Origin of the sequence: Anoxybacillus sp. UARK-01 (assembly GCF_002075365.1) — a bacterium.
Classification (GTDB): domain Bacteria; phylum Bacillota; class Bacilli; order Bacillales; family Anoxybacillaceae; genus Anoxybacteroides; species Anoxybacteroides rupiense.
In genome coordinates this window covers 334976-356110 of record NZ_NASY01000031.1, presented here as the reverse complement: position 1 = coordinate 356110, position 21135 = coordinate 334976, and the positions used below count along the sequence as shown (strand labels likewise).

Genomic DNA, 21135 nt, shown 5'->3' with positions numbered 1-21135 from the left:
GTCCATATCCGTATAATTATTAATATAGAATTTATTCCCCACGCTAATTATTTTTTGCGGGAAAGGCTTAGACAATTTCTTCTCATAAATGATTTTCCCATTATTCAAATCGATAACCATAAACCTATTTGTATATTTTTCAGGATCTTTCACCCACTCAGGCCGTGGTCCGTAAGAAAAACCTGTAAAAACACAGTACATTTTGTTATCTTCAATTACAAAATCACTTGGAGGTAATTCAAGATGATCTTGAATAACAGGATGAAATGAAAGGGATGCATCATTAGTTTGTATTCTATATACATTACTGTGCTGGCTCATGCTCCCCCCAGAATTTATAGAAATAAAAATTTCATCTTTATAATGTTTAATTGTATTAACCATTCCTTTGGTAAACATCAATTTTTCTATTTTCCCATTAGACAAATTAACAATAAAAAAAGGCATTCCCTCTCTAAATATTTCAGATGAAGCAATATAAGCTTTTTGCTTCACGACCACAAAGGCCGCTGGTATATGTGGCAGTTTTATTTTTCTTTCAATATAACCATTCGAAAGATTCATGATGAGCATCGAGGGTTTAGTTCCCGTATACGTACCATCCTCTAAAGCATAAACACGATTTCCGTCTATAGAAAAACTTTGAAATTTGTTTTTATTATTAATTTCTTTCACTATATTCATCTTCTTATCAAGAAAAATCAACTTACTATCTCCATCGGCAAGTGCGACAAAAGTTGGATATCTTGCGTGGTTTATTTCTTTCGATTTTTCACATCCGAAAATAAAACAGCAACAAATAAAATACGCAAAAATGACAAATTTCCTCATATACAAGTCTCCTTGTAAATCCGTGTTCATCTGAAACAAGACCAACTAAACATTAGGATAAGATCAAAAGTGTGGATAATCCATTATTTTACTAAAAATATGGAATGATTGAGCTAGACACAAGCAATGTCAATTGGTTTTAGTTTTTTTACCAAAACACCATAATTTCTTTGCATGAAAACGAATCTATGCGACACACATTGGACTAGTATCCAGACAAATAGATTGTCCCGCTCTTATATCATACCAAAATTTATCACTCAAAGATTCTTCAGCGTTTTTCCAGAAATCAAAAAAAAACAACTAAGCTTTGCATCGAATATTTTGTGATAAAATAAAGTAAAAATGCGAACAAAAAGGAGAATAACATCATGAAAAAGACCGTTCGTGTCATCGGCGCCGTTATTGAAGATGAGCAAAATCGTATTTTGTGCGCTCTTCGTTCTCCTCAAATGACATTACCGAATGTATGGGAATTCCCTGGCGGCAAGATGGAAGAAGGAGAGAAGCCAGAAGAAACATTATCAAGAGAAATTTTCGAAGAATTAGGCTGCACAATTAAAATAGATGAAAAAATGGAAGAAGTGCATTATGAATATCCAGATGTGATCGTCCATTTGCTTACGTATAAAGCAAAAATTGCGGAAGGGGAGCCAAAGGCGAAAGAGCATGCAGAATTAAAATGGGTGCCGCTTCAAGATCTAACATCCCTTGAATGGGCACCTGCTGATGTTCCTACAGTAAAAGCGCTACTAACGAATGCTCTCAATGCTTAGATACACGGCCTCTAAGCGCCAAAAAGCCCGCATAGAAGATTTCTCTTCCATCCGGGCTAAGCGAAGAAAGCTGTTTTCAAAAATCATGTTACTGGCCTTTGAAAACAGCTTCTTTCATCCCTTACACTTCCACCGTCTTTCCTTCCTCCACAATATGGTAGAGCAAATGGACCAAATGGTGAATCGGACCGTATGCTTCCTCTTTATCGCCTTCTCCGGCCATCTCTTCCTCATCGGCGAATTCAAGATCATTTAAGTATAGGGCCATAAATTCATAAAAATCTTTCATCTCAAAGCTATAGCATGCGTTCGCTTCTTCTTGGTCTTCTTCATATTGAAGCATCAAATAGGATACATTTCCTTTTGTGTCTTCGGCATCAAAAAAGACAAAGTAGCCGATGTTCGTATCCAAGTCGAACAAATGGCGCGTCCCGCCTTCAGTTACCTCATTGAACTCGCCTTCGTTCAATTTGCCGACTTTCATCGTTTCCATATCATCTTCGCGGTGAAACTGCACCATAAATGTTTTCATGTTTGTCTCCTCCTAGAAAATACTTAGTGAATATGTTTTTGACAGCAGCTCAAGCAATTTCATTCCCGTTAAGCTATTTCCCTTATCATCGAGCGCCGGACCGAAAATGCCGATTCCACACCGTTTAGGAACAGCCGCGAGAATACCGCCTGAAACACCGCTTTTCGCGGGAATGCCAATTTTAATCGCAAACTCCCCTGAAGCGTTGTACATACCGCACGTCACCATAAACGTTTTGCAGATACGGGCGACATCAGGCGGCATGAGCGGTTCACCCGATTGCGGGTCTCGCCCATCAAGCGCCAATACAAGGCCGATATGCGCCAAATCGATGCACGTCATCTCAATGGCACACTGCTTCGTATACAAATCCATTAGTTCTTCAACATCTTCATCGATAATACCATGCTGCTTCAGGAAATAGCAAAGCGAACGATTTAAAAAGGCGGTCGCAAACTCAGATTGAGCCACTTCTTTCGAGTAGGAAATGCTTTCATTGCCGGCGAGGCGGCGGACGAATGCCAACAGCCGGACAAGCCGTTCCTCGACCGAACCGCCGCGGATCATATGCGTCACCGCCAGCGCTCCAGCGTTAATCATCGGATTAAGCGGTTTGGCTGGCTGCATGTCTTCAAGCTTGGCGATTGAGTGAAACGGGTCTCCCGTCGGCTCCATGCCGACTTTGCGGAATACTTTCTCTTCGCCGCAGTCAATCAAGACAAGCGCAAGCGCAATAATTTTCGAAATGCTTTGCAATGTCACTTTGACTGTTACATCGCCAGCATCGATCACCTGACCATCCGGCATATAGATGGCGATCGACAATTCATTCGGATTCGCTTTTCCCAGCGCGGGGATATAATCGGCCACCTTTCCATCGCGGGCGTACGGCTTCGCTTCTTCGACAAAACGGACAAGCTCTTCTTTTTTATACACAAGCATCACCGTTTGTTAGTATCGTCCATTTTTTCAGCATATATGACCCTTTGTTTATCTCTCATTGATCTTTTTCTCTAATGATTCGCTCTAAGGATTTCTGTTTGATTTTTCAATTTCTAAGGCGCAAAATAATCATTAACAAAAAAGTGCCGAATGAATGACCATTGAACCGCGCTTTTTATGTTGGCACACTCACAGTTACTAATTTGTTTATTTCGGTTGAAGTTTTTTCTTTCTCCAAGGTTTTAAATATGAAATAATAAAAATAAAAACGGTGACGGCCACTTAAAAATATACCGCGTATTGCCTTATTTCATGATTTTGAAGAAAAGCCGGATTGCTTAAAGCTAGTTCCTTTTGCGTTTCCAATAATTCCATATTGGCAATCATCAAACGGTCGACGACAAAAATGCCAACAACGGTTTGGATCATATAAAGACCAAATTTGACGCCGACCCAGCAATGCTAAAAAAATCCCCAATGGGTGAAAAATCCGTAAATAAAGCCTACTAAACAAAGTTCCAACCGCTCCCCATCTGACTACATGATCACTTATCGTCACCATGTTTTTATAACCGTGGTAGGCTTCATCATATTTTGTAAAATCAATCCAGAAATTCAATGCTACCGAGCTCAAAATGCCGCCAAAAAACAAAACCACTAAAAAAACATGGATGATTTTCAGCCATTTCATGCCATTAAGTCCTATTTTCTCCAACATTCCGTCCCTCTCTTTATCGCTTGTATGTTACGCGTTTTTTACACCGATCAAAAATCTTCTCTATCTTCGCACTATTCATCATTATAACGGGGGAAAAATAATGGCAATATGGGCCGCGTTTTTCATTCTCCCTACTTCTGAAAGCTTATTTCTTATAACAGCAACAACGATAGTTGATGTGAAATGTTTGGACACAAAAAAGCAATCACGGGAAGATGATAACGTGTTTGGCAAGGGGCTTCTGCATGTATAAGTTCTGTTGCAAAAATTCTTATATGACGAATGAGAGAGAAACGATATGAAACAGAAATTTTTCCCACCCTTATTATTTTTCTTAATATAAAGCGGGTCAGAAGGTCCAGACTTTACTGGCATTGTTGCTTATAAATCAAGACGGTTGTCGCAAAGTTTGTTATTTTTTCAAGAAATCTCCCGCCTCTTAACGAAATGCAGGTGGGAGAGGCTCAGCAAGTAAAATACGCCATAAAATGATTTTCATTCTCTGAATTACGATAAAATAACACAAATGAAAAGAGGATTGTTTATGAAAGTTTTCTCTGTTTTGTTCATGATTTTAGGAGTTATTTTAACGCTTTTAGGTATATTACCTTTTATATTGAAATATCCGTTTAACAACAGTCCTAATTCAGGTCCAGCAAATATTTAGGAACTAATCCTTATGATTTCATATGACGTCAAGGGATGGTATTTAATGATTGGCATTGGTTTATTGTTATTATCCTCGTTTTTCAAACAAAGGGAAAATTAAAGTTTTAAATCATTTTTAAATAAACACCTTAATTCTATTTGCACAAATATTACCATTCTCCTGCTTCTTTCAAGATTCCACTCCATAAACTTTTTACTCTAGCAAAATAGATCAACGCTTTGACAACCGGGCGACCGAACCAGCCGACTTCTAAACAAATGAACTTGTTTAGAAGCAGCTCGTTGTTCGGCACTTGGAACATTTTGGCATAACCGAGACACGTCATTAACACTTCTCCATCCACCCTGAACTTTCGGCTAAAAAATGAGGAAAGCAGTGGGCTTTTTTTGGAACATTCATCTGTATTTATATAGATCGTTATGATCTGAAACACTTGTCTGTCTATATATCGCGCACTAAAGGATCTTATGGTAATTGCATTTAATAATTGGCATACGTCTTGCGTATTTATATGGCGAAAAAAGAAAGGAGTGTACCAAATGAGAGATTATGCCTTGTTTCAAACACCCCAAACCATATCCTATGGATGCAATGCCTTTCAAACAGTAGGCAAAGAAGCAGCATTAAGAGGCAGAAAAGCTTTAGTAATAAGCGACAAAATTATGGAGAGCTTAGGGAATATTGAAAAACTTCAACATGAGCTTTTAAAAGAAGAAATTGTAAGCGTTGTCTATTCAGGTGTGGATTCAGAACCAAATGATGGTTACGTGGAAGAAGCATTACATCTTCTTCAAGAAGAAAAGTGCGATTTAGTGATTTCGCTAGGTGGAGGAAGTTGTATTGATACAGCCAAAGCCGTTGCTGTGGTTGCAACAAATGGTGGTTATATTGGCGATTATATGGGAAGAAAAAAAGTCGCAGGAAATCCATCCATCCCGCACATTGCCATTCCAACAACAGCCGGAACCGGATCGGAAGCTACGGATGTAACAGTCATAACCAATACTGCTAATGATGTAAAAATGATGATCAAACAACCTGCCTTCATGCCTGACGTCGCCATTGTCGACCCACTCTTCACTTTATCTTCTCCTAAAGCTGTCACGGCGGCCACTGGAATTGATGCTTTAAGTCATGCTGTTGAAGCTTACATTTCTAAACGTTCTCATCCAATGACAGACGTTCTAGCACTTTCCGCAATGGAATTAATCGTAAAACACTTAAAAGAGGCATATGAGGACGGAAACAATATTGAAGCAAGAGAAGGAATGGCGCTGGGAGCATTACAGGCAGGTATGGCCTTTACCAATTCTTCTGTTTGTCTAGTGCACGGTATGTCAAGGCCAATTGGTGCGCTGTTCCACGTCCCGCATGGAATTTCAAATGCGATGCTACTACCGGCCGTTTTAGAGTTTAGTTACGAAACTTGTACCGATCGCTTAGCTGTATTGGGAACATATTTTGATCCAACAGCAAAAACCCTTTCCAACGATGAAGCAGCAAAAATCGCCGTTCGTTCTGTAAAAAAGCTTTGCCTAGATTTAAATATTCCTAATTTAAAAAATTGGGGCATTGATCAACATGATTTTGAAAACGCTATCGAAAAAATGGCGACTGATGCGCTTGCCAGCGGAAGTCCACAAAACAACCCTAGAGTGCCATCAAAAGAAGAAATAAAAGAGCTTTACAAAGTTTGTTACAATTACGATTTTTCTACGGAAAATTCTTCACTATGAACCTCCTCCCCTCCGTTAAGAGGGGGGCTTTTTTCAGAGGAGTGTTAAAAATATAAGATGGCGCTCATTCATTATTGACAACTGATTTCTGAAAACATAGAATGAGATTGGGAATCATTATCATATGTTGGTGGACAAAAAGCATTTATTTTCTTGCTGTCCATCTCATAGATTGTGATCAAGATAGGAGGTAGACACAGATTGGCCGTTGTGAAAAATGATAGGCAAAACGCCTGCTAGTAGCAAATGTGTGGAAACAAATCATTTGTCAAGGTTTTTTCTTTCTATTTAATAGGATTTGCCTATCATAAATCTATGATTAAATATAAAAAGGGGGCTATAAATTGATTGCAAAACAAAACTTCTCATTTAAACTACTTGTTATTTTGACAGCGCTCATGATCGCATTAGTTGGTTGTTCGAGCAGTTCTCCTTCTACCTCCAAATCAAATGAAGAGAAATCGACAAATACTAAAACAGCCACTGGTGATGACACAAAATATCCGATCGAGATCAAACATGCTTTTGGTACAACGGTGATAAAAAGCAAACCGAAACGAGTCGTTACGATCCAATGGGGGAATCAAGATATTCCACTCGCTCTTGGTGTGATTCCTGTAGGATTCTCGGCGGCAAACTTTGGCGTCCAAGATGATAGCGGTCTTCTACCTTGGACTGCGAAAAAGCTCAAAGAACTCGGTGAAACGAAACCAAATGTGTTCCACGATACAGACGGATTGGATTTTGAAGCGATTTCCGACGCAAAACCCGATGTCATTCTGGCTGCTTACTCCGGTATAACAAAGGAAGACTACGATATGCTCAGCCAGATTGCTCCGGTCGTTGCTTATCCGGAAGCACCATGGGCCACTCCATGGCGTGACCAAATTCTCATGAATGCAGCAGGAATGGGCATGAAAACAGAAGGCGAGAAACTGGTCAAGGATATGGAAAAATTGATCCAAGAAAAATTAAGCAACTATCCGCAAATTAAAGGCAAGAAATTTGTATGGGCTAATTTTTCGGCTGATGATTTGTCGAAACTCCATATCTATACGCCGGTAGACACCCGCGTGGCCTTTCTACATGAGTTTGGATTGGAATACCCTGAAAGTGTAAAGAAACTTATTAAAGATCCTAAAAGTTTTTACTTGGATTTAAGTGCCGAGAACGCCGAGGCTCTTAACGACGTGGATATCATCGTCGGATATGGCAACGAAGAATTATACAATGCCCTCAAAGCGGATCCTGTGCTTGGCAAAATTCCAGCAATCCAGAGAGGTTCTGTCGCGTTCATCGACAGCAGCACACCTTTGGTTGCAGCTGCCACTCCGACTCCGCTTTCCATAGAATATACGATTGATGATTATTTAGAATTAATTGGAGGAGCCGCTAGCAAAGTAAATGAATAGTTTTTTTGCTACTCATGACAAACGAATCCGTTTACATACGCCGAAAAACTTTACAATGATTTTGGTGATTTGTATTCTCTTGCTCGGCGTGTGTATCCTTGCTTCCCTGGCCTTGGGTTCCCGATTAGTGAGCCTTCAAGAATTAGTAGACGGTTTGTTTCACCCTGATGTTGATTCTTATGGAGCCAACGTGGTTCGCAAGCGAATTTCGCGAACGATTTTCGGTTTGTTTTGCGGAGCAGCGCTTGGGGTTTCCGGAGCGCTTATGCAATCTGTCACGCGAAATCCCATTGCGGACCCGAGCATTTTGGGTGTGAACACGGGCGCCGCTTTGTTTGTTGTTTGTGGGATCGCGTTTTTGCATATCAATGCAGCCAACCAATATATTTGGCTAGCTTTAGCTGGAGCGGTGATAACAGCAAGTCTCGTATTCGGTATTGGTTCCATGGGACAAGGAGGGGCTACTCCCCTCAAGTTGATCTTGGCGGGAGCCGCTACAAGCGCGGCTCTCTCTTCCCTCGTCGTCATGATCATACTTCCGCGCTCTTATGCCATGGACCAATTTAGGTTTTGGCAGGTCGGAAGTGTTGGATCAGGGACTTGGAGCGCTATCTCCATCTTTATCCCTTTTCTTATCGTCGGGATATTGATCGCTATGATAACGGCTCCGGCCCTTAACGCTCTCGTACTTGGAGATGACGTTGCTACCGGACTGGGGGTTCGAACAGAAATCTTGAGACTAGTTGCCGCTCTCGCAAGTGTGATATTGTGCGGGGCAACTACGGCGCTGGCCGGCCCTATCGCCTTCGTCGGGCTCTTATCCACTCATGTTATGCGACTTCTACTTGGCCCTGACTTGCGCTTTGTCATACCAATGTCTGCTATGGCAGGCGCCATTATCTTGACGATATCAGATGTATGTGGCAGGCTCATCGGCAGCCCTGGTGAACTTGAGGTCGGTGTTGTTACTGCATTTATCGGAGCGCCGTTACTCATTCTATTAGCTATAAAATCGAAAGTGAGTTCATTATGATCAAATCATCTGTTGAATTGATTATGGCGGGCAGACGCCAAAGACGTCGCCGATGGATACTTGTTACTGGATTGCTTGCGTCATTGGCGTGTATACTTTGTTGCGCGATGCTGTTGCTTGGGAACACGATTTATCCGGTTACAGAAGTCATCCGGGCGCTTTCAGGCGAGCAGATTCCAGGTGCGTCATTTGCGGTGAATACGATCCGCTTACCGAGAATGCTGGCAGGACTTTTTGCCGGATTTGCTTTCGGTCTTGCTGGCAGCATCTTCCAAACAATGTTGCGCAATCCTCTTGCCAACCCGAATGTCATTGGAATTACTACCGGCTCAAGCGCGGCGGCCGTTTTCTGCATCATCGTGCTTCAAACTAGTGAATCGGTCGTTTCTTTAGCTTCGGTGATGGCTGGTCTTGCCACCGTCATGATAATTTATCTCTTATCTAGCAGAAAGCCCTTTTCAATTGGGCGATTAATCTTGGTTGGAATCGGCATACAAGCGATGCTTGACGCCGCCATATCCTATCTGCTTCTCATTGGCGCACAACAAGACATTCCCGCAGCACTCAGATGGCTGAGCGGGAGCCTCAATGGCTCCCAGATGCATGAGCTTCCGCCACTGATGATAACGGTTTTGATCTGCACTCCTATCATTATCGTATTGGGAAAACAGCTCAGTTTGCTGGAGCTTGGCGAACAAGCGGCGACATCTCTCGGCGTACGTACGAATACAGTCAGAGTCATACTTATTCTAAGTTCAGTCTGTATGCTTGCTGTGGCTACGTCTGTCACCGGACCCATCGCCTTTGTCGCATTTCTTTCGGGACCAATTGCCAAAAGATTGGTTGGATCTGGTTTTTCCAATGCCCTTCCTGCGGGGCTTGTTGGTGTGAATCTTGTTCTCGGAGGAGATCTGATTGGACAGTTTGCTTTTGAAACCCGTTTTCCTGTCGGCGTCATCACTGGCATAGTCGGAGCGCCATATTTGATTTTCTTGCTGATCCGAATGAATCGAAAGGGAAGTTTATAAATGAAACCAGTGCATCTTTTCAAAGTCGAGCAAGTCGTGGCAGGGTACGATCATAAAACCGTTATTCAAGATGTTAGTCTTGTTGTTCCTAGTGGCAAAATAAGTGTGATGATCGGAGCAAACGGCTGTGGGAAATCGACTCTTCTAAAAACGATGGCCAGACTGATCAAGCCTACATCTGGACAGATCATCCTCGACGGAAAACCGATCAGTCAATTTCCACCAAAACAATTGGCTCGAATTTTAGGATTGCTGCCGCAATCTCCTGTCATCCCAGAGGGAATTACGGTTGCAGATCTGGTGGGGCGTGGAAGATTTCCACATCAATCTTGGCTTAGCGGATGGACTAAAAAAGATTATGAAGCTGTTGCAGAAGCCATGGAATTTATGAATATTATCGAGTTCGCCAATCATCCTATTGATGAACTTTCAGGCGGTCAAAGACAGCGCGTCTGGATTGCTATGGCTCTTGCACAACAACCGGACATTTTGCTTCTCGACGAACCAACAACATTCCTAGATATTACCTATCAAATCGAAATTCTCGACTTGCTTACTGACTTAAACCGAAAACATGGAACAACGATTGTCATGGTCCTTCACGACATCAATTTATCTGCACGCTATGCCGATCATATTTTTGCGCTCCACAAGGGCAGGCTTGTGGCCGAAGGGGAGCCATCTAAAGTGCTTACGAGCACATTGATCAAAGAAATCTTCGGCCTCGATTGTACAGTAATCGAAGACCCTCTTTCAGGCTCACCAATGGTGGTGCCGAAAGGTCGACATCATGTTCATGTCCATTAGTAGGCGTTCCCCTGTCTTAAGGGGAACGCCTACTATTGTCTAATACATTCTATCGAGAAGTCTGCCTCCTCTTAACAGAATATGAGCAGAAGAAATTCCATTAACAGCAATCACTACATGAAACAAACAGATTGTCAACATCATAACTTGGAATTGCTTATCTAATTTCCATCAATATAAAAAAGCAAAAACCCTAGTATCATAATAGTTGACTAGAAAAATTACGGTAAGGATTTCCGCTATGCATCATCTATCGAATTAATCCTGCCATTCTCGTCTCTTTGGATTTTCTATGCTCTCTGGATGAAGCTTCATCATTTTCTCGTCAATCGTTCCACTTGACACAACGGCATGTTTAAATAGAAAAATTTCTCCACCACTCTGCACAAATAAACTAGTGAATAGAAGCAATCGGTATGAGACAGCTAAAATTCATATTTTAGCGTAAATGCTAATCTCTCAAGTTACCTCTAAATGTCATAAGAATGAACGTTGATCGTTGGAAAAGGAAAGGATTCGTTTCGATCACATATAATTTCAAGTTTCGCGAGGACAAGCCTCTATTCTGATGGAAGATTTTCCTTCACTTGCTTTAACGTCGCTACGATCAAAAAGCTCACAATCACTAGTAAGAACCAAGAACTCACCTTTCCAAGATGAACAAGACTCCATGCCTCGGCCTGATTTGGATATTGCCAAGCTCCAAAAAACGTTGCGATATTTTCAGCGATCCATATAAAAAATCCGATAAGCACAAAGGAAAGGACGATCGGCATGCGGTAACGAGTGCCGCCAACCTCGTACGTGACCCATGATGGCCAAAAAACGATCATGACAAGTCCTGACAGCCACCAACGAACGTCCATCCAATAATGATGAGTGAAAAAATTCAAATAAATCGCGGCAGCAAGAGGCACAACGACGAAAAACGGCGGCCATTTAACGAGCTCCACCTTCAGCCTCCTCCACGCCTGACAAAGATAGCTCGCTACACTTGCGTACATAAATCCGCTATATAAAGGCACTCCGAAAAATTTAGAATATCCTTCCCCTGGATAAGACCATGAACCCATATGCACCTTGAAAAGTTCAAGAGCAAGGCCGATAAGGTGGAACAATGTGATCACCTTTAGTTCATCCATTGTTTCAAGCCTAGAACGCACCATCCACCACTGCATCAGAAGGCAAATAATGAGCAGCCAGTCATATCGCGGCAGAAAGGGAAGCGGCACGATTTTTGTAAAGGCCAAAGAGGCAAAAATCACAACGGGAAACAAACATGATAGGGCCTGCTCCCAACCGAAACGCACGAGTTGTTTGCATGCTCTCATAATTTGTGCCTTTATCATTTTTTTCTGGGTATCCTTTTGAATGGTTAAATTCATGAGCGACTCCTTTTTGATGAATTTGAATCATCGAAATGCTCCTCTTCCTTTCCACTTCACGTTACATAGTTCTATGAGCCTAATCTTGACTCTCTTCATCACTTCGGTATTCTAAAATATCTCCTGGCTGACATTCTAATGCCTTGCAAATCGCCTCTAAAGTGGAGAAACGAATCGCTTTCGCCTTTCCGTTTTTCAATATGGAGAGATTCGCCATTGTGATCCCAACTTTCTCCGAAAGTTCTGTAACGCTCATTTTTCTTTTCGCCAGCATAACATCAAGATTGATTATAATTGGCATATTGTCCACCTCAGATCGTTAAATCATTTTCTGATTTGATATCGATAGCCGTTTTTAAAAGTTTTTGCAGAACGGCAGCAAAAACGGCAATCACCATTGATGCAAAAGGAACCACCAATCCGATCAAGATGACACCTGGAGCGTCATCTTTCTCCGCAAAGAGATAGAAAAGCGGTAAGACGAGCACATGCAAACTGCTGATGGTGATGGCACAGTATTTGATTTTTTTCAAAGCGATGACAGATAACTCGGAAAAAGCTTCATTTTTGTCAATGTAGCGTAAAAGATTAAAAGCCTGATACAAAGCAAAGTAAAACGGTACCGCGGATGCATAAAAAACAATGAAAACGAGATATTTAATAGAAGCAAATTCCGGAAGCAATTTTGCTGCAACATTCCCTAGCACAGGTACCAAAAAGATGCACAAAGCAAGAACTGGAATCCCTATAAGAATAACAACAATCTTTAAAAAGAGAGTTTCTGGTTTCATAAAAAGCACCTCGCTTATTTATTGTCGATTTAATTTTAATAGATTTTTTATCGTTTTTCAATAAATTATTATCGTTTATTATTATTTTTTTGCTGCAAAAAAATATACTTCTTTGTTCAAAACAGACACAAAAAAGCATTTCTCATTATTATAGAGAAATGCTCTGTCACTTTTATATCCAAGCCTCCAGCTTCCCTGCGCTTTTTGCTTATTAATCTTTGGACTTCCTTAGATCTTTTATGATTTGCTTCTTCGAATGGCATCCAGTATTTTATTGGAACAACAGCGAAAGCAGCAGGGCGGACGTAAGAGATGTGACCATCTGCTTCCCGGATAATAACAGGGCCTCTTTCACCCCTAATTCCTTTGCAACCGTCCATAAAGTAACCGCGCACGCACTTAAAGTAGAAGCAAGATAAACGCTAAGAAATAATTGAAATGTCGACATCTCCGTTAACAGCAGCTGGTTCCCTTCATTAAACAATAAAATGCCATCTTTACGAATCATCGAAAAAACAAGGCCAACAGCGGCTTCATGCGGCAAATTCAGCCATTGAACAAGCGGCGCAAACACTCCAACCGCTTTTTTCATCCATCCGAACACGTCCATCAATCCAGCAATTAGGCAAATCGTAAAAAAGATTGGCATCGCCTGTGTTAGAAATTGTGAGACCGTTGCACGAACCCGGTATAATACTCCTGACCATGTTGGCAGCTGAATAAATGTCCGATGCGGGCGGATCATCCCTATATGCGCGAATGCCTGCCGATGCCATATTCTCGTATGAAGTGCTCCAACAAGAAAAACAGTAAATAAATACGGCAAAAATAAAGACGGCTTTTGTGCGCTATGAAAAATGGAAATCGTTGCACCAATTTGATAACTGCAAGCCGAACCAAACGAAATAAGAGAAACACACGATTTTCGTGTGCACGCACTGCATAATCTGCTCTGTTGAACGGCCACCACATTGCATCCAAATCCAGTTAATACTGGTATAAGATCTTGGCCATTTAATCCGATTTTTCGCAAATATGGATCAAGGGCATCCATGATCCGATCTTTAATCCCTGTTTCGTCCGTGATCGCCATCATAACACTTAACAAAAACACAACGGGAAACGCCCATAAAAAGGAATACGCTCCCAACGTAAGCAATCCATAATCTCCAACAAGTAACGCTTCAACCAGTCTCCCTTTCCCTTCAAGAGCCTGAATAACTCCAGCTAACGCCGCTTCTAAATACGGCTGTCCCCACTCTGCGATTTTATAGGCGATATAAACCGGAAAGAGAAACATCATCAAAATCGCCGCTACTGAAGCGAGAGGCCCTACGACGGGGCGTTCAAATAAAAGCGAAACAGGCTCTTGTTTAGGCAAACGAAGCGCCTGTAATAGCTTCATATCCTCTTCTGTCCATTTTCTTCCTTGCATAAACGGCGGAAGCGTACCATCAGTCTCCTTCCTTCCTTTTGTCAAAAAGATCGGGAATTTGTATTGCTTTTGGGCGTTTTCTAATACTGCTTTCGCTTGTTCATTCATTTTATCTACAAATGTAACGGCAATGGAGACGTCCATTTGATCGATAGAAACAATGGACAATAGTTCTTCTAATTCCTCTTGAAAATGGGTGCCCCGTATAATAAGCATCACATGATGGGCTTTTTCCACTTCTTTTTCCAGTTGCCGCTTGCCAAGCTCATCTCCTCTGCGCAATCCCGGTGTATCGACAATCTCCCATCCATCCAAGCAACGAAGGGGATGGGAACGAATCGTATACGTCGTTCCCTTCACATTGGTTTCTTCACCAATGCCAAACTGCGTCCATCTTGAAAATAACGTTGTCTTTCCAACGGATTCAAGCCCGATGAGCAAAAGCCGTTTTCGTTTCGCTTGTTCGGCTAGCACTCGCATTTCACCTCACAACAAGACAAGTCCGTTAAATACATTTGATTGTTGGCGTAGTGAGTGAATATTTCTTCATCATGAGACAGTCTGAAACGGTCAACCAATTGTTTGGCCACAACAGCAAAACGCTGCCGAAATTTATAAATAAAGCAGAAAATCGCCTGATCGTGAGCAACACTTGGCCCAATTAAAAATAAATTCGGCGTAATGGTCGATTCATCATGAACCGTCAGTTTCGGTTTTCCATTTTCCCCCCATTCAAACAACGGACGAATTTGTTCCGCACCTGAACGAAATCCTGTGGCTAGAATCGGTTGGAGTTGAGTCAGCATTTGCTTGCCATTCGAAAGAAATAGCGTATAACCGTTGTTATCCTTATAAATCTTTTCCACTTTTGTCTTTTCGATAACGGTTAGCCGCTTGGTGCGCTCGGCTATTCGCAAGCGCTCCCATGTATATGGGGCCAGCGACAAACTCGGGTCCGCTTCTTTTTTTCCATTTAGCTCTTGAGCTGAGATCACGGTCACCTCATTGCCATAAGCCACTAAATTCACAGCCGCATCCATCCCGCTTTCATAACCGCCAATGACCACATAGTGACCTTTTTCAAGCTTTCTCCAACTATCAATATATCGGTTATGTAACGCATGTTCCGCCCCCGGGAATGGACGTACATTTGGAAACTGAAATTCCCCCGTCGCCCAAATGACAGCATCTGCTTCATAATCGCCTTCATTTGTTTTTAAAACAAAGCGGTCTCCCCTTTTCTCAACGCTAGTCACATTTACTTCTTCTCGAATCGGCAAATCATAATGTTCAGCCAATAAATCAAGATATAGTGCATAATCTTCGCCGCTTAGCCGCTCTTTTCGCAGTGTGAATGCAGGCGATGTTGTCGGGGAAACAGCATTTAAATCTAATGCGCCAAATCCTTGTCCTGTAAATGACGGAGTAATAAAGCGCATTTCCTTCGGCCATTGCATAAATGACGAACCAATGCGATCGCGCTCTAAAATCCCGAAATTCTTAATTCCTAATTGCTTGAATAATATCCCCATTCCAATCCCAGCAGGTCCCGCCCCTATGATTAGAATAAAAGGGTTCATTTCCTCTTCACCTCTCGATAATAGTAATCATTACGTTTTATAAACTATACCACACAAAAAGGAATTTGTGAATTCTATAGAATGGAATACATCAAAACATTGTGGGTATTAATTTCATATTTTTTCACAAACGTTCAATAAGGATTCGTCTGTATAGTCCCCCATCCTTGTGCGATTCTTTTAGCGATGATAGACGAATCATCCAAACAGCCCTTTTTATGAAGTTCTTTCTAAAAGCTTCCTTCCTCGTCCAGCATTCATCTTTTCCCATTCCAGACTTCAATATATATACTCCCCAGTTTGTCTTTGCATTTACAAGCGAAGTATGTTTAAATATTATTTAAATCGTAATGATTACTATTTTCGTTTTATTTTCTTATCTTTTAAGAGTGTTATCAAAATCAGGACGGAGAATTTAAAAAAGAATTTTTAATAACGGGGAGGAAAATGACTAATGAATCAAAAAATACCTGTAACTGTTTTAAGCGGCTACTTTTTATTTTGCACTAAACAGTCGAGATACGGTAGAAAAAGAGGTCATTTATGTCGTGTTAGGTGTAAACGAAGAAGGGTTTCGTGAAATTCTTGATTTCTTTGTGGGAGGACAGGAAAGCGCCCATGTATGGCAGGAGATTCTTCAACAACTATACAACAGAGGCGTCAAGGAAGTCCTTCTAGGCGTATTCGATGGACTACCGGGTTTAGAGGAAGCCTTTAAGACGGTTTATCCGAAAGCCGATGTGCAGCGCTGTGTCGTTCACAAAGTACGTAATACCTTAAATCGTATTCGGAAAAAAGATCAATTTGAAGTGGCAGAGGATCTCAAACTGATTTATCGCGCACCGAATAAGGAGATGGCGTTACAGATGTTTCAACAGTTTGAGTCGAAATGGTCCAGCAAGTATCCGAGAGAAGTTCAATCTTGGGCCAATGAGCTGGATGTCCTCCTCACCTTTATGGGCTATCCAAGCAGTATTCGAAGTGTGATTTACACGACCCATGCCATCGAACGAACGATCAAGGAGATTCGGAAACGTGTCAAACCGATGAACAGTTTGAGCAGTTTAGAAACCGCTGAAAAAGTCGTGTATTTGACCATTCAAGATTTTAATGAGAAATGGGCAGGGCGAAAGTGACGAGGATTTGCTGAAGCACAGGAGGCGCTTCAACGAATGTTTGAAGAACGTTACAATTAACCAAATACTGTAAATGTCAAACCAATAAAATAAGGGGATTCTCCCTTTTTGTGCAAAAAAACTGAATATTCTGTCGTTTTCGTGAAGGAAACTAGTCCCCTATCCATTCCAAATCCATTTCAGAGATACCCTATCTATGTTGCATTACACAAAATTCTTGACGGTACCTAGTATTCTAACTAAATTATACCAATTTTTTAATCTATCCGTCTATAAATATTCGTTAAACTATAGTTTCGCGCAAATTTAACTATATAAAAAGAAATAAATTACAAAACAACCGACTGCTCCCCCTATATTGGTAGCAGCCGGTATATATGTGTTCCCAACAACCTTTGTAATCTTCTCTTCAATTTCCTCCTTGATATTTACTGTTTGTACCCCCTCATCGCTTAAATCTCAAAGTTCTAGTTAGATTTAGAACAATGATAATTGTTCGATTTCTTCCTTTCGCACTGTTGTACTTCTTCTTTAGGTTTTTCTGATTCATAAACCTCTTGTTGAGATGTATTATGGTGTCGTTGGTAGGCGCTGCAATAGTTTTTGACTTCACTATTCTTGTCATCATAATAGCAAGTCAGCTCATTAATCTGTCCTGTAGTTCACCGTATTGCTCTAATCGCATGCTTTCGGATCTTTGTTGCGGGTCACCAGATCCTCGAACTTCCTGCGTGCCTAGCGGCACGGAGGCAATCACTACACTACCCGAGTCGGTACGGCAAACTAGTTCTATGCGGTCATACCGCTCCCAGTCTGGGATCGCGTTCTTGACAATCAACGCGACCTCATGCAGCAGGCGGGTCGCTGGGTATTCCGGGCCACACACGCCTAATTCTACGCGGTCTGCTGCTTTCGCCGCCAAATCGGCAATCGCGGTAGCGCGAACCACCTTGGTGTATTGGGGCCAGCGGACAAACTTGGCCACCTTGTTCTCGAGCATCAGTTGGAACAGCCGGTGCTTCTTGCCACTGTCAGTCGACCGAACTAGGATGTCCTCCATGACTTCCACAGGCAACCACGCCCAGTGCTGGTTTCGTTGAGCACGTACGGCGCGCTCGTACAGTTCGGACTCGGAGGGTACTCGCACGGCGCCATTCGTCAGGCCATTAGAGTACATTGGCACCGTGGTGAACGGCCACTCCTCAGACTGTCGTATTAGCACCGTGATTAGGACCACGCACGCGAGCATTCCCACGGCGGTGAACAAGCCCCCCAAGGAGACAGCGGAGGTGGTGCTCGAATGGTCGGTCAGGCTCGGCACAATCAGAAGCAGGTAGCACCACATTTGTACCAAGTACATGGGACGCATCACGCACAGGATGCCGATATGCAACCAAATCCAGCATACGACCAACGGAACCCGCCACGATGGAACGAAGATCGCGACCGGGGCCGACAGTTCGATTAGCACGGTCAGAGATGCTAACACCCGGCATAGCACCGGGCTACCCACCAGTAGTCTGGTCATGAAGGGCCAGCGGGACGGCGAGTACTTAATATAGAACCGCAATGCGGCGCCATTTAACCACCCGAGGCCACCGTAGAGGAGCTTGGACACACCGCCGGCGAACATAGTGTAAGATAGGAATAATAGCAGCAATTTCGGGGCAAACCCTGAGATGAACGCCGATTGATCGGGCACCAGCAGCGGCCAGTTCACGTACTGGGCTAGCAGACCGTCTAGCGAGAAGTCGTAGGACACCGAGAAGCATATGGCTAGCAACGCGTACAGCGCCGAGTGCTTCGAGTGGTGGGCGCCTAGCGCACCAGCATTTACCATATGCAAGAATGCGAAACCCAGGAACGTCAGTACACCAGTGACCGGCTGGACGAACCCGGCCGCGGCCGCTACCCACATTGCGATTGTCAGCTTGGCCACAACTGACAGCACGCGGGGACTAACCCAGCGGAGGCCCAGCAGCCGCATCGCCAAGACCGGGGTGTAAAAGGCACGCTCGGTGCTGCCCATAATCTTCGCCGCCTGTAGCGGCGACGGAAAGTCAACGATACACAGCACAAGCAAGCCAGTGTAGAAGACCGCCCGCAGCACCCCGGACACCGGTGCCATCTCGAACAGCCACCAATGCGTGACAATGTTCATCGCTATACCCCCCAAGGATAAATCCTCTCCATTGGCATATTATTAAGAATTCCTGAACCCATAAAAAGAAAGCCTTTCTCAAGTGCTAAAGTCTAGTAAAATCGAGATACGAGTTAGTTTTCATTTGCTTCTGAGATATTTTTTCATTTTAATGCTTGTTGGAATATACCCCATCTTGGTATATAACTGATATGCACGTTTGTTGTGCCCGAAAACATGTAACCCGATTGAACTTACATTCATCGAGGCAAGGTCAGTTTCAAATGCAATAAGTGACTGCTTTCCATATCCTTTGCCTTGAAATTCTTCGTATATCTTAATGCTGTATATAAAAGCTGATTTCTCGCCATTATTTTCTTTGACTTCATACCAAATCGTGCCTATTGCGCCTACTACTTCGTGATGCAATGAACACAAAAAATGACCATTCGTATGAATCCCTTTAGATAATAGTTCATTTGTTTCTTTGATCGCTCGTCCAATCGATTCTGATGGTGTCCATCTGCCTTCCTTTACATTTTCTTCGGCATACTCTCTGACTGTCTCTTCGAAGAACCTTTTATATTGTTCTTCGTTCATTCGAACCAAAGTTATCATGGATATTCCTCCTAGATTAATTCCTGTCGGCCAAAATAGACTATGGTGTCGGCTTCAAATGCAGATTTACACAGCAATTTAGTGGAAAATTATTACTAATATTAACTTAATATTATCATATTTCTAATAATTTTCAAATTTCGAACTTGACTAAATTGCTGATCAAATTTAATATAAACTTAAGTAATGTAAGGAGATGGAAAAATTGGATAATGAATCAAAAGATAATTCAGTAAAAAATAATACAGTAAAAGAAGAAACAGTTATTACAGTAAAAGAAGAAACATTTATTTTTGAAGAACAGGAAGCACTGATACCTATTATGCACCCGGCCGACTAAGAATTGGCATGAGCGGAACCATCTGAAACTCAATCAGGTGGTTCTTACTTTTATTCTGTTGGGAAAGGGTTTGAGAAAATGTCACGATTGAACCGTTATTATTTAGCACCTGATTTAGTCATTACTTATCCTGATGGACAACCGCACTTGCATCTACCTTCTGTAAAACGCACTTTTAAAGTTGATTGGAAGGTATGCGAGATTATCTCCATGTTTTCGAGTGAAGACACAAGCTTACAACCGATTTTTTCAGAATCAATGGTAACAAGTATTGTCGAGCACTTGGTCAAAAATGGAATTCTCATCGAAAAGGAAACAGATTACAATTTGACCATTGAGCAAATCGTAGCGGAATGGCAAGATTGGGATGAATCATCTTGGTTCCTTCATCTACAAACAAAAGATACAAAATTTGAAACCACTGAAGAAGGTAGATTGAAAAATGTTGAAGAATTCAGAAAAAAATCATCTCCTGCACCACAATATTTCAAGTGCAACTGCGCAACATCTAGCATCAAACTACCGACTCCTAGTAAACTTTTAGATCAAACTTTGGTCAATTCTTTTATGAAACGTAGATCCTGTCGACGTTTTTCTGAAGAACCAATTTCACTACAAAACTTAGCCGATGTTCTATTTTACACTGGGGGGGATTCTTTTCACAAATGACACACACTCCTATGGAATCGTAGCCAAAAAGCCCTCTCCCTCTCCGGGTGGACGACATTCAATAGAGTTATATCCGATTGTGAATGCATGTGAAGGTTTACGAAGTGGTGTGTACCATTACTGTCAAAAACACCACGCTTTACATCTTATTGAGACAGAAGAAGACGTGAAGCCATTTCTATACGATGTCCTATATGGGCAAGATTATTTCCTGAATGCCGCAGTTACAGTTTTTTATACAAGTGTTATAGATCATTTAAAATGGAAATATAATACTAGTAGAGCCTATCGGCTCATGCATCTAGAAACAGGCCATTACGCGCAAAACTTTTTACTTACCTGTACTGCTCTTGGTTTGGGTAGTTTTGTTACTGCAGCTTTCAAGGATAGTGCTATAGAAGAGAAATTGGGGGTTTGTGGGGTTCATGAAGTTGCGATGTACGTCTCCGGTATGGGCCATATTGTGTTTGATAAGACTACGCGATCAGATATTGAATATGGACAAGTACTGCCTGAAGGAATCGAGATTCGTCTCCCTATAGGAGACCATAGCTAA

The 21135-nt window shown here is 42.0% G+C and carries 21 protein-coding genes and 1 pseudogene; 10 read left to right on the top strand and 12 right to left on the bottom strand.

The window, feature by feature from the left end; all coding sequences use genetic code 11:
• Nucleotides 1-831, bottom strand: an 831-nt coding sequence (locus B6A27_RS06210) for a hypothetical protein (RefSeq protein ID WP_080860788.1), incomplete at its 3' end; no start/stop codon positions are given.
• A gap of 371 nt (nt 832-1202) precedes the next feature.
• Between B6A27_RS06210 and B6A27_RS06205 the strand changes: the two genes are divergently transcribed.
• Entirely contained in the window at nt 1203-1607 is a 405-nt protein-coding gene (locus B6A27_RS06205) for a (deoxy)nucleoside triphosphate pyrophosphohydrolase (RefSeq protein WP_080860786.1), read from the top strand.
• Between the two features lie 121 nt (nt 1608-1728).
• On the opposite strand, the gene B6A27_RS06200 is transcribed toward B6A27_RS06205, so the two are convergent.
• The 4 genes from B6A27_RS06200 to B6A27_RS18435 form a co-directional block, all read right to left on the bottom strand.
• Nucleotides 1729-2139 carry a cytosolic protein gene (locus tag B6A27_RS06200; RefSeq protein WP_080860784.1) on the bottom strand — a complete coding sequence of 137 codons (411 nt, stop codon included), beginning with the start codon at nt 2137-2139 and terminating at the stop codon, nt 1729-1731.
• 12 nt (nt 2140-2151) lie between these two features.
• The gene (glsA, locus tag B6A27_RS06195; protein WP_044742120.1) at nt 2152-3081 is read right to left on the bottom strand and encodes a glutaminase A; all 930 of its coding nucleotides are present in this window, start codon (nt 3079-3081) and stop codon (nt 2152-2154) included.
• A 310-nt stretch (nt 3082-3391) separates the two neighbouring features.
• Entirely contained in the window at nt 3392-3799 is a 408-nt protein-coding gene (locus B6A27_RS06190) for a hypothetical protein (RefSeq protein ID WP_236631804.1), read from the bottom strand.
• 818 nt (nt 3800-4617) lie between these two features.
• A complete protein-coding gene (locus B6A27_RS18435) occupies nt 4618-4800 on the bottom strand; it encodes a hypothetical protein (protein ID WP_139788073.1) in 183 nt (60 codons plus the stop codon).
• 208 nt (nt 4801-5008) lie between these two features.
• On the opposite strand from B6A27_RS18435, the gene B6A27_RS06185 reads away from it, so the two are divergent.
• From B6A27_RS06185 to B6A27_RS06165, 5 genes are all read left to right on the top strand, one after another.
• Complete coding sequence (locus B6A27_RS06185; RefSeq protein WP_080860782.1) at nt 5009-6205, top strand: iron-containing alcohol dehydrogenase; 1197 nt, start codon at nt 5009-5011, stop codon at nt 6203-6205.
• 398 nt (nt 6206-6603) lie between these two features.
• Nucleotides 6604-7617 (top strand): iron-siderophore ABC transporter substrate-binding protein, encoded by a 1014-nt coding sequence (locus B6A27_RS06180; RefSeq protein WP_080860822.1) that lies wholly within the window; start codon nt 6604-6606, stop codon nt 7615-7617.
• Entirely contained in the window at nt 7610-8650 is a 1041-nt protein-coding gene (locus B6A27_RS06175) for a FecCD family ABC transporter permease (protein ID WP_080860780.1), read from the top strand. The genes B6A27_RS06180 and B6A27_RS06175 overlap by 8 nt, the downstream gene beginning before the upstream one ends.
• A gap of 23 nt (nt 8651-8673) precedes the next feature.
• Entirely contained in the window at nt 8674-9678 is a 1005-nt protein-coding gene (locus B6A27_RS06170) for a FecCD family ABC transporter permease (RefSeq protein WP_369824142.1), read from the top strand.
• Entirely contained in the window at nt 9679-10485 is an 807-nt protein-coding gene (locus tag B6A27_RS06165; RefSeq protein WP_044742077.1) for an ABC transporter ATP-binding protein, read from the top strand.
• 560 nt (nt 10486-11045) lie between these two features.
• Here the strand turns inward: B6A27_RS06165 and B6A27_RS06160 are convergent.
• The 5 genes from B6A27_RS06160 to B6A27_RS06140 all read right to left on the bottom strand — a co-directional run bounded on the left by B6A27_RS06160 (nt 11046) and on the right by B6A27_RS06140 (nt 15676).
• Complete coding sequence (locus tag B6A27_RS06160) at nt 11046-11816, bottom strand: DUF817 domain-containing protein (RefSeq protein ID WP_044742119.1); 771 nt, start codon at nt 11814-11816, stop codon at nt 11046-11048.
• A gap of 133 nt (nt 11817-11949) precedes the next feature.
• Nucleotides 11950-12171 (bottom strand): helix-turn-helix domain-containing protein, encoded by a 222-nt coding sequence (locus tag B6A27_RS06155; RefSeq protein ID WP_044742076.1) that lies wholly within the window; start codon nt 12169-12171, stop codon nt 11950-11952.
• Between the two features lie 10 nt (nt 12172-12181).
• Nucleotides 12182-12661, bottom strand: a complete 480-nt coding sequence (locus B6A27_RS06150) for a DUF2975 domain-containing protein (RefSeq protein WP_044742075.1) — start codon at nt 12659-12661, stop codon at nt 12182-12184.
• 271 nt (nt 12662-12932) lie between these two features.
• On the bottom strand, nt 12933-14570 hold the full coding sequence (locus B6A27_RS06145) for a nucleoside recognition domain-containing protein (protein ID WP_161491033.1): 1638 nt from the start codon (nt 14568-14570) through the stop codon (nt 12933-12935).
• Nucleotides 14564-15676 carry an NAD(P)/FAD-dependent oxidoreductase gene (locus B6A27_RS06140; protein WP_080860776.1) on the bottom strand — a complete coding sequence of 371 codons (1113 nt, stop codon included), beginning with the start codon at nt 15674-15676 and terminating at the stop codon, nt 14564-14566. Before B6A27_RS06140 ends, B6A27_RS06145 begins: the two co-directional genes overlap by 7 nt.
• A 515-nt stretch (nt 15677-16191) precedes the next feature.
• Here B6A27_RS06140 and B6A27_RS06135 point away from each other — a divergent pair.
• A pseudogene (locus B6A27_RS06135) lies at nt 16192-16812 on the top strand (IS256 family transposase); the annotation flags it as partial.
• Nucleotides 16813-17449: 637 nt separating this feature from the next.
• Here the strand turns inward: B6A27_RS06135 and B6A27_RS06130 are convergent.
• Both B6A27_RS06130 and B6A27_RS06125 read right to left on the bottom strand, forming a co-directional pair.
• The gene (locus B6A27_RS06130) at nt 17450-18973 is read right to left on the bottom strand and encodes a hypothetical protein (protein WP_080860774.1); all 1524 of its coding nucleotides are present in this window, start codon (nt 18971-18973) and stop codon (nt 17450-17452) included.
• Nucleotides 18974-19093: 120 nt separating this feature from the next.
• The gene (locus tag B6A27_RS06125; protein ID WP_044741682.1) at nt 19094-19570 is read right to left on the bottom strand and encodes a GNAT family N-acetyltransferase; all 477 of its coding nucleotides are present in this window, start codon (nt 19568-19570) and stop codon (nt 19094-19096) included.
• A 205-nt stretch (nt 19571-19775) separates the two neighbouring features.
• Between B6A27_RS06125 and B6A27_RS19215 the strand changes: the two genes are divergently transcribed.
• From B6A27_RS19215 to B6A27_RS19045, 3 genes are all read left to right on the top strand, one after another.
• Nucleotides 19776-19910: a hypothetical protein gene (locus B6A27_RS19215; protein WP_255375072.1), complete on the top strand. Its 135-nt coding sequence runs from the start codon at nt 19776-19778 to the stop codon at nt 19908-19910.
• Between the two features lie 78 nt (nt 19911-19988).
• Complete coding sequence (locus B6A27_RS19050; RefSeq protein WP_236631803.1) at nt 19989-20579, top strand: hypothetical protein; 591 nt, start codon at nt 19989-19991, stop codon at nt 20577-20579.
• Nucleotides 20539-21135, top strand: a complete 597-nt coding sequence (locus B6A27_RS19045; protein WP_236631802.1) for a SagB/ThcOx family dehydrogenase — start codon at nt 20539-20541, stop codon at nt 21133-21135. The genes B6A27_RS19050 and B6A27_RS19045 overlap by 41 nt, the downstream gene beginning before the upstream one ends.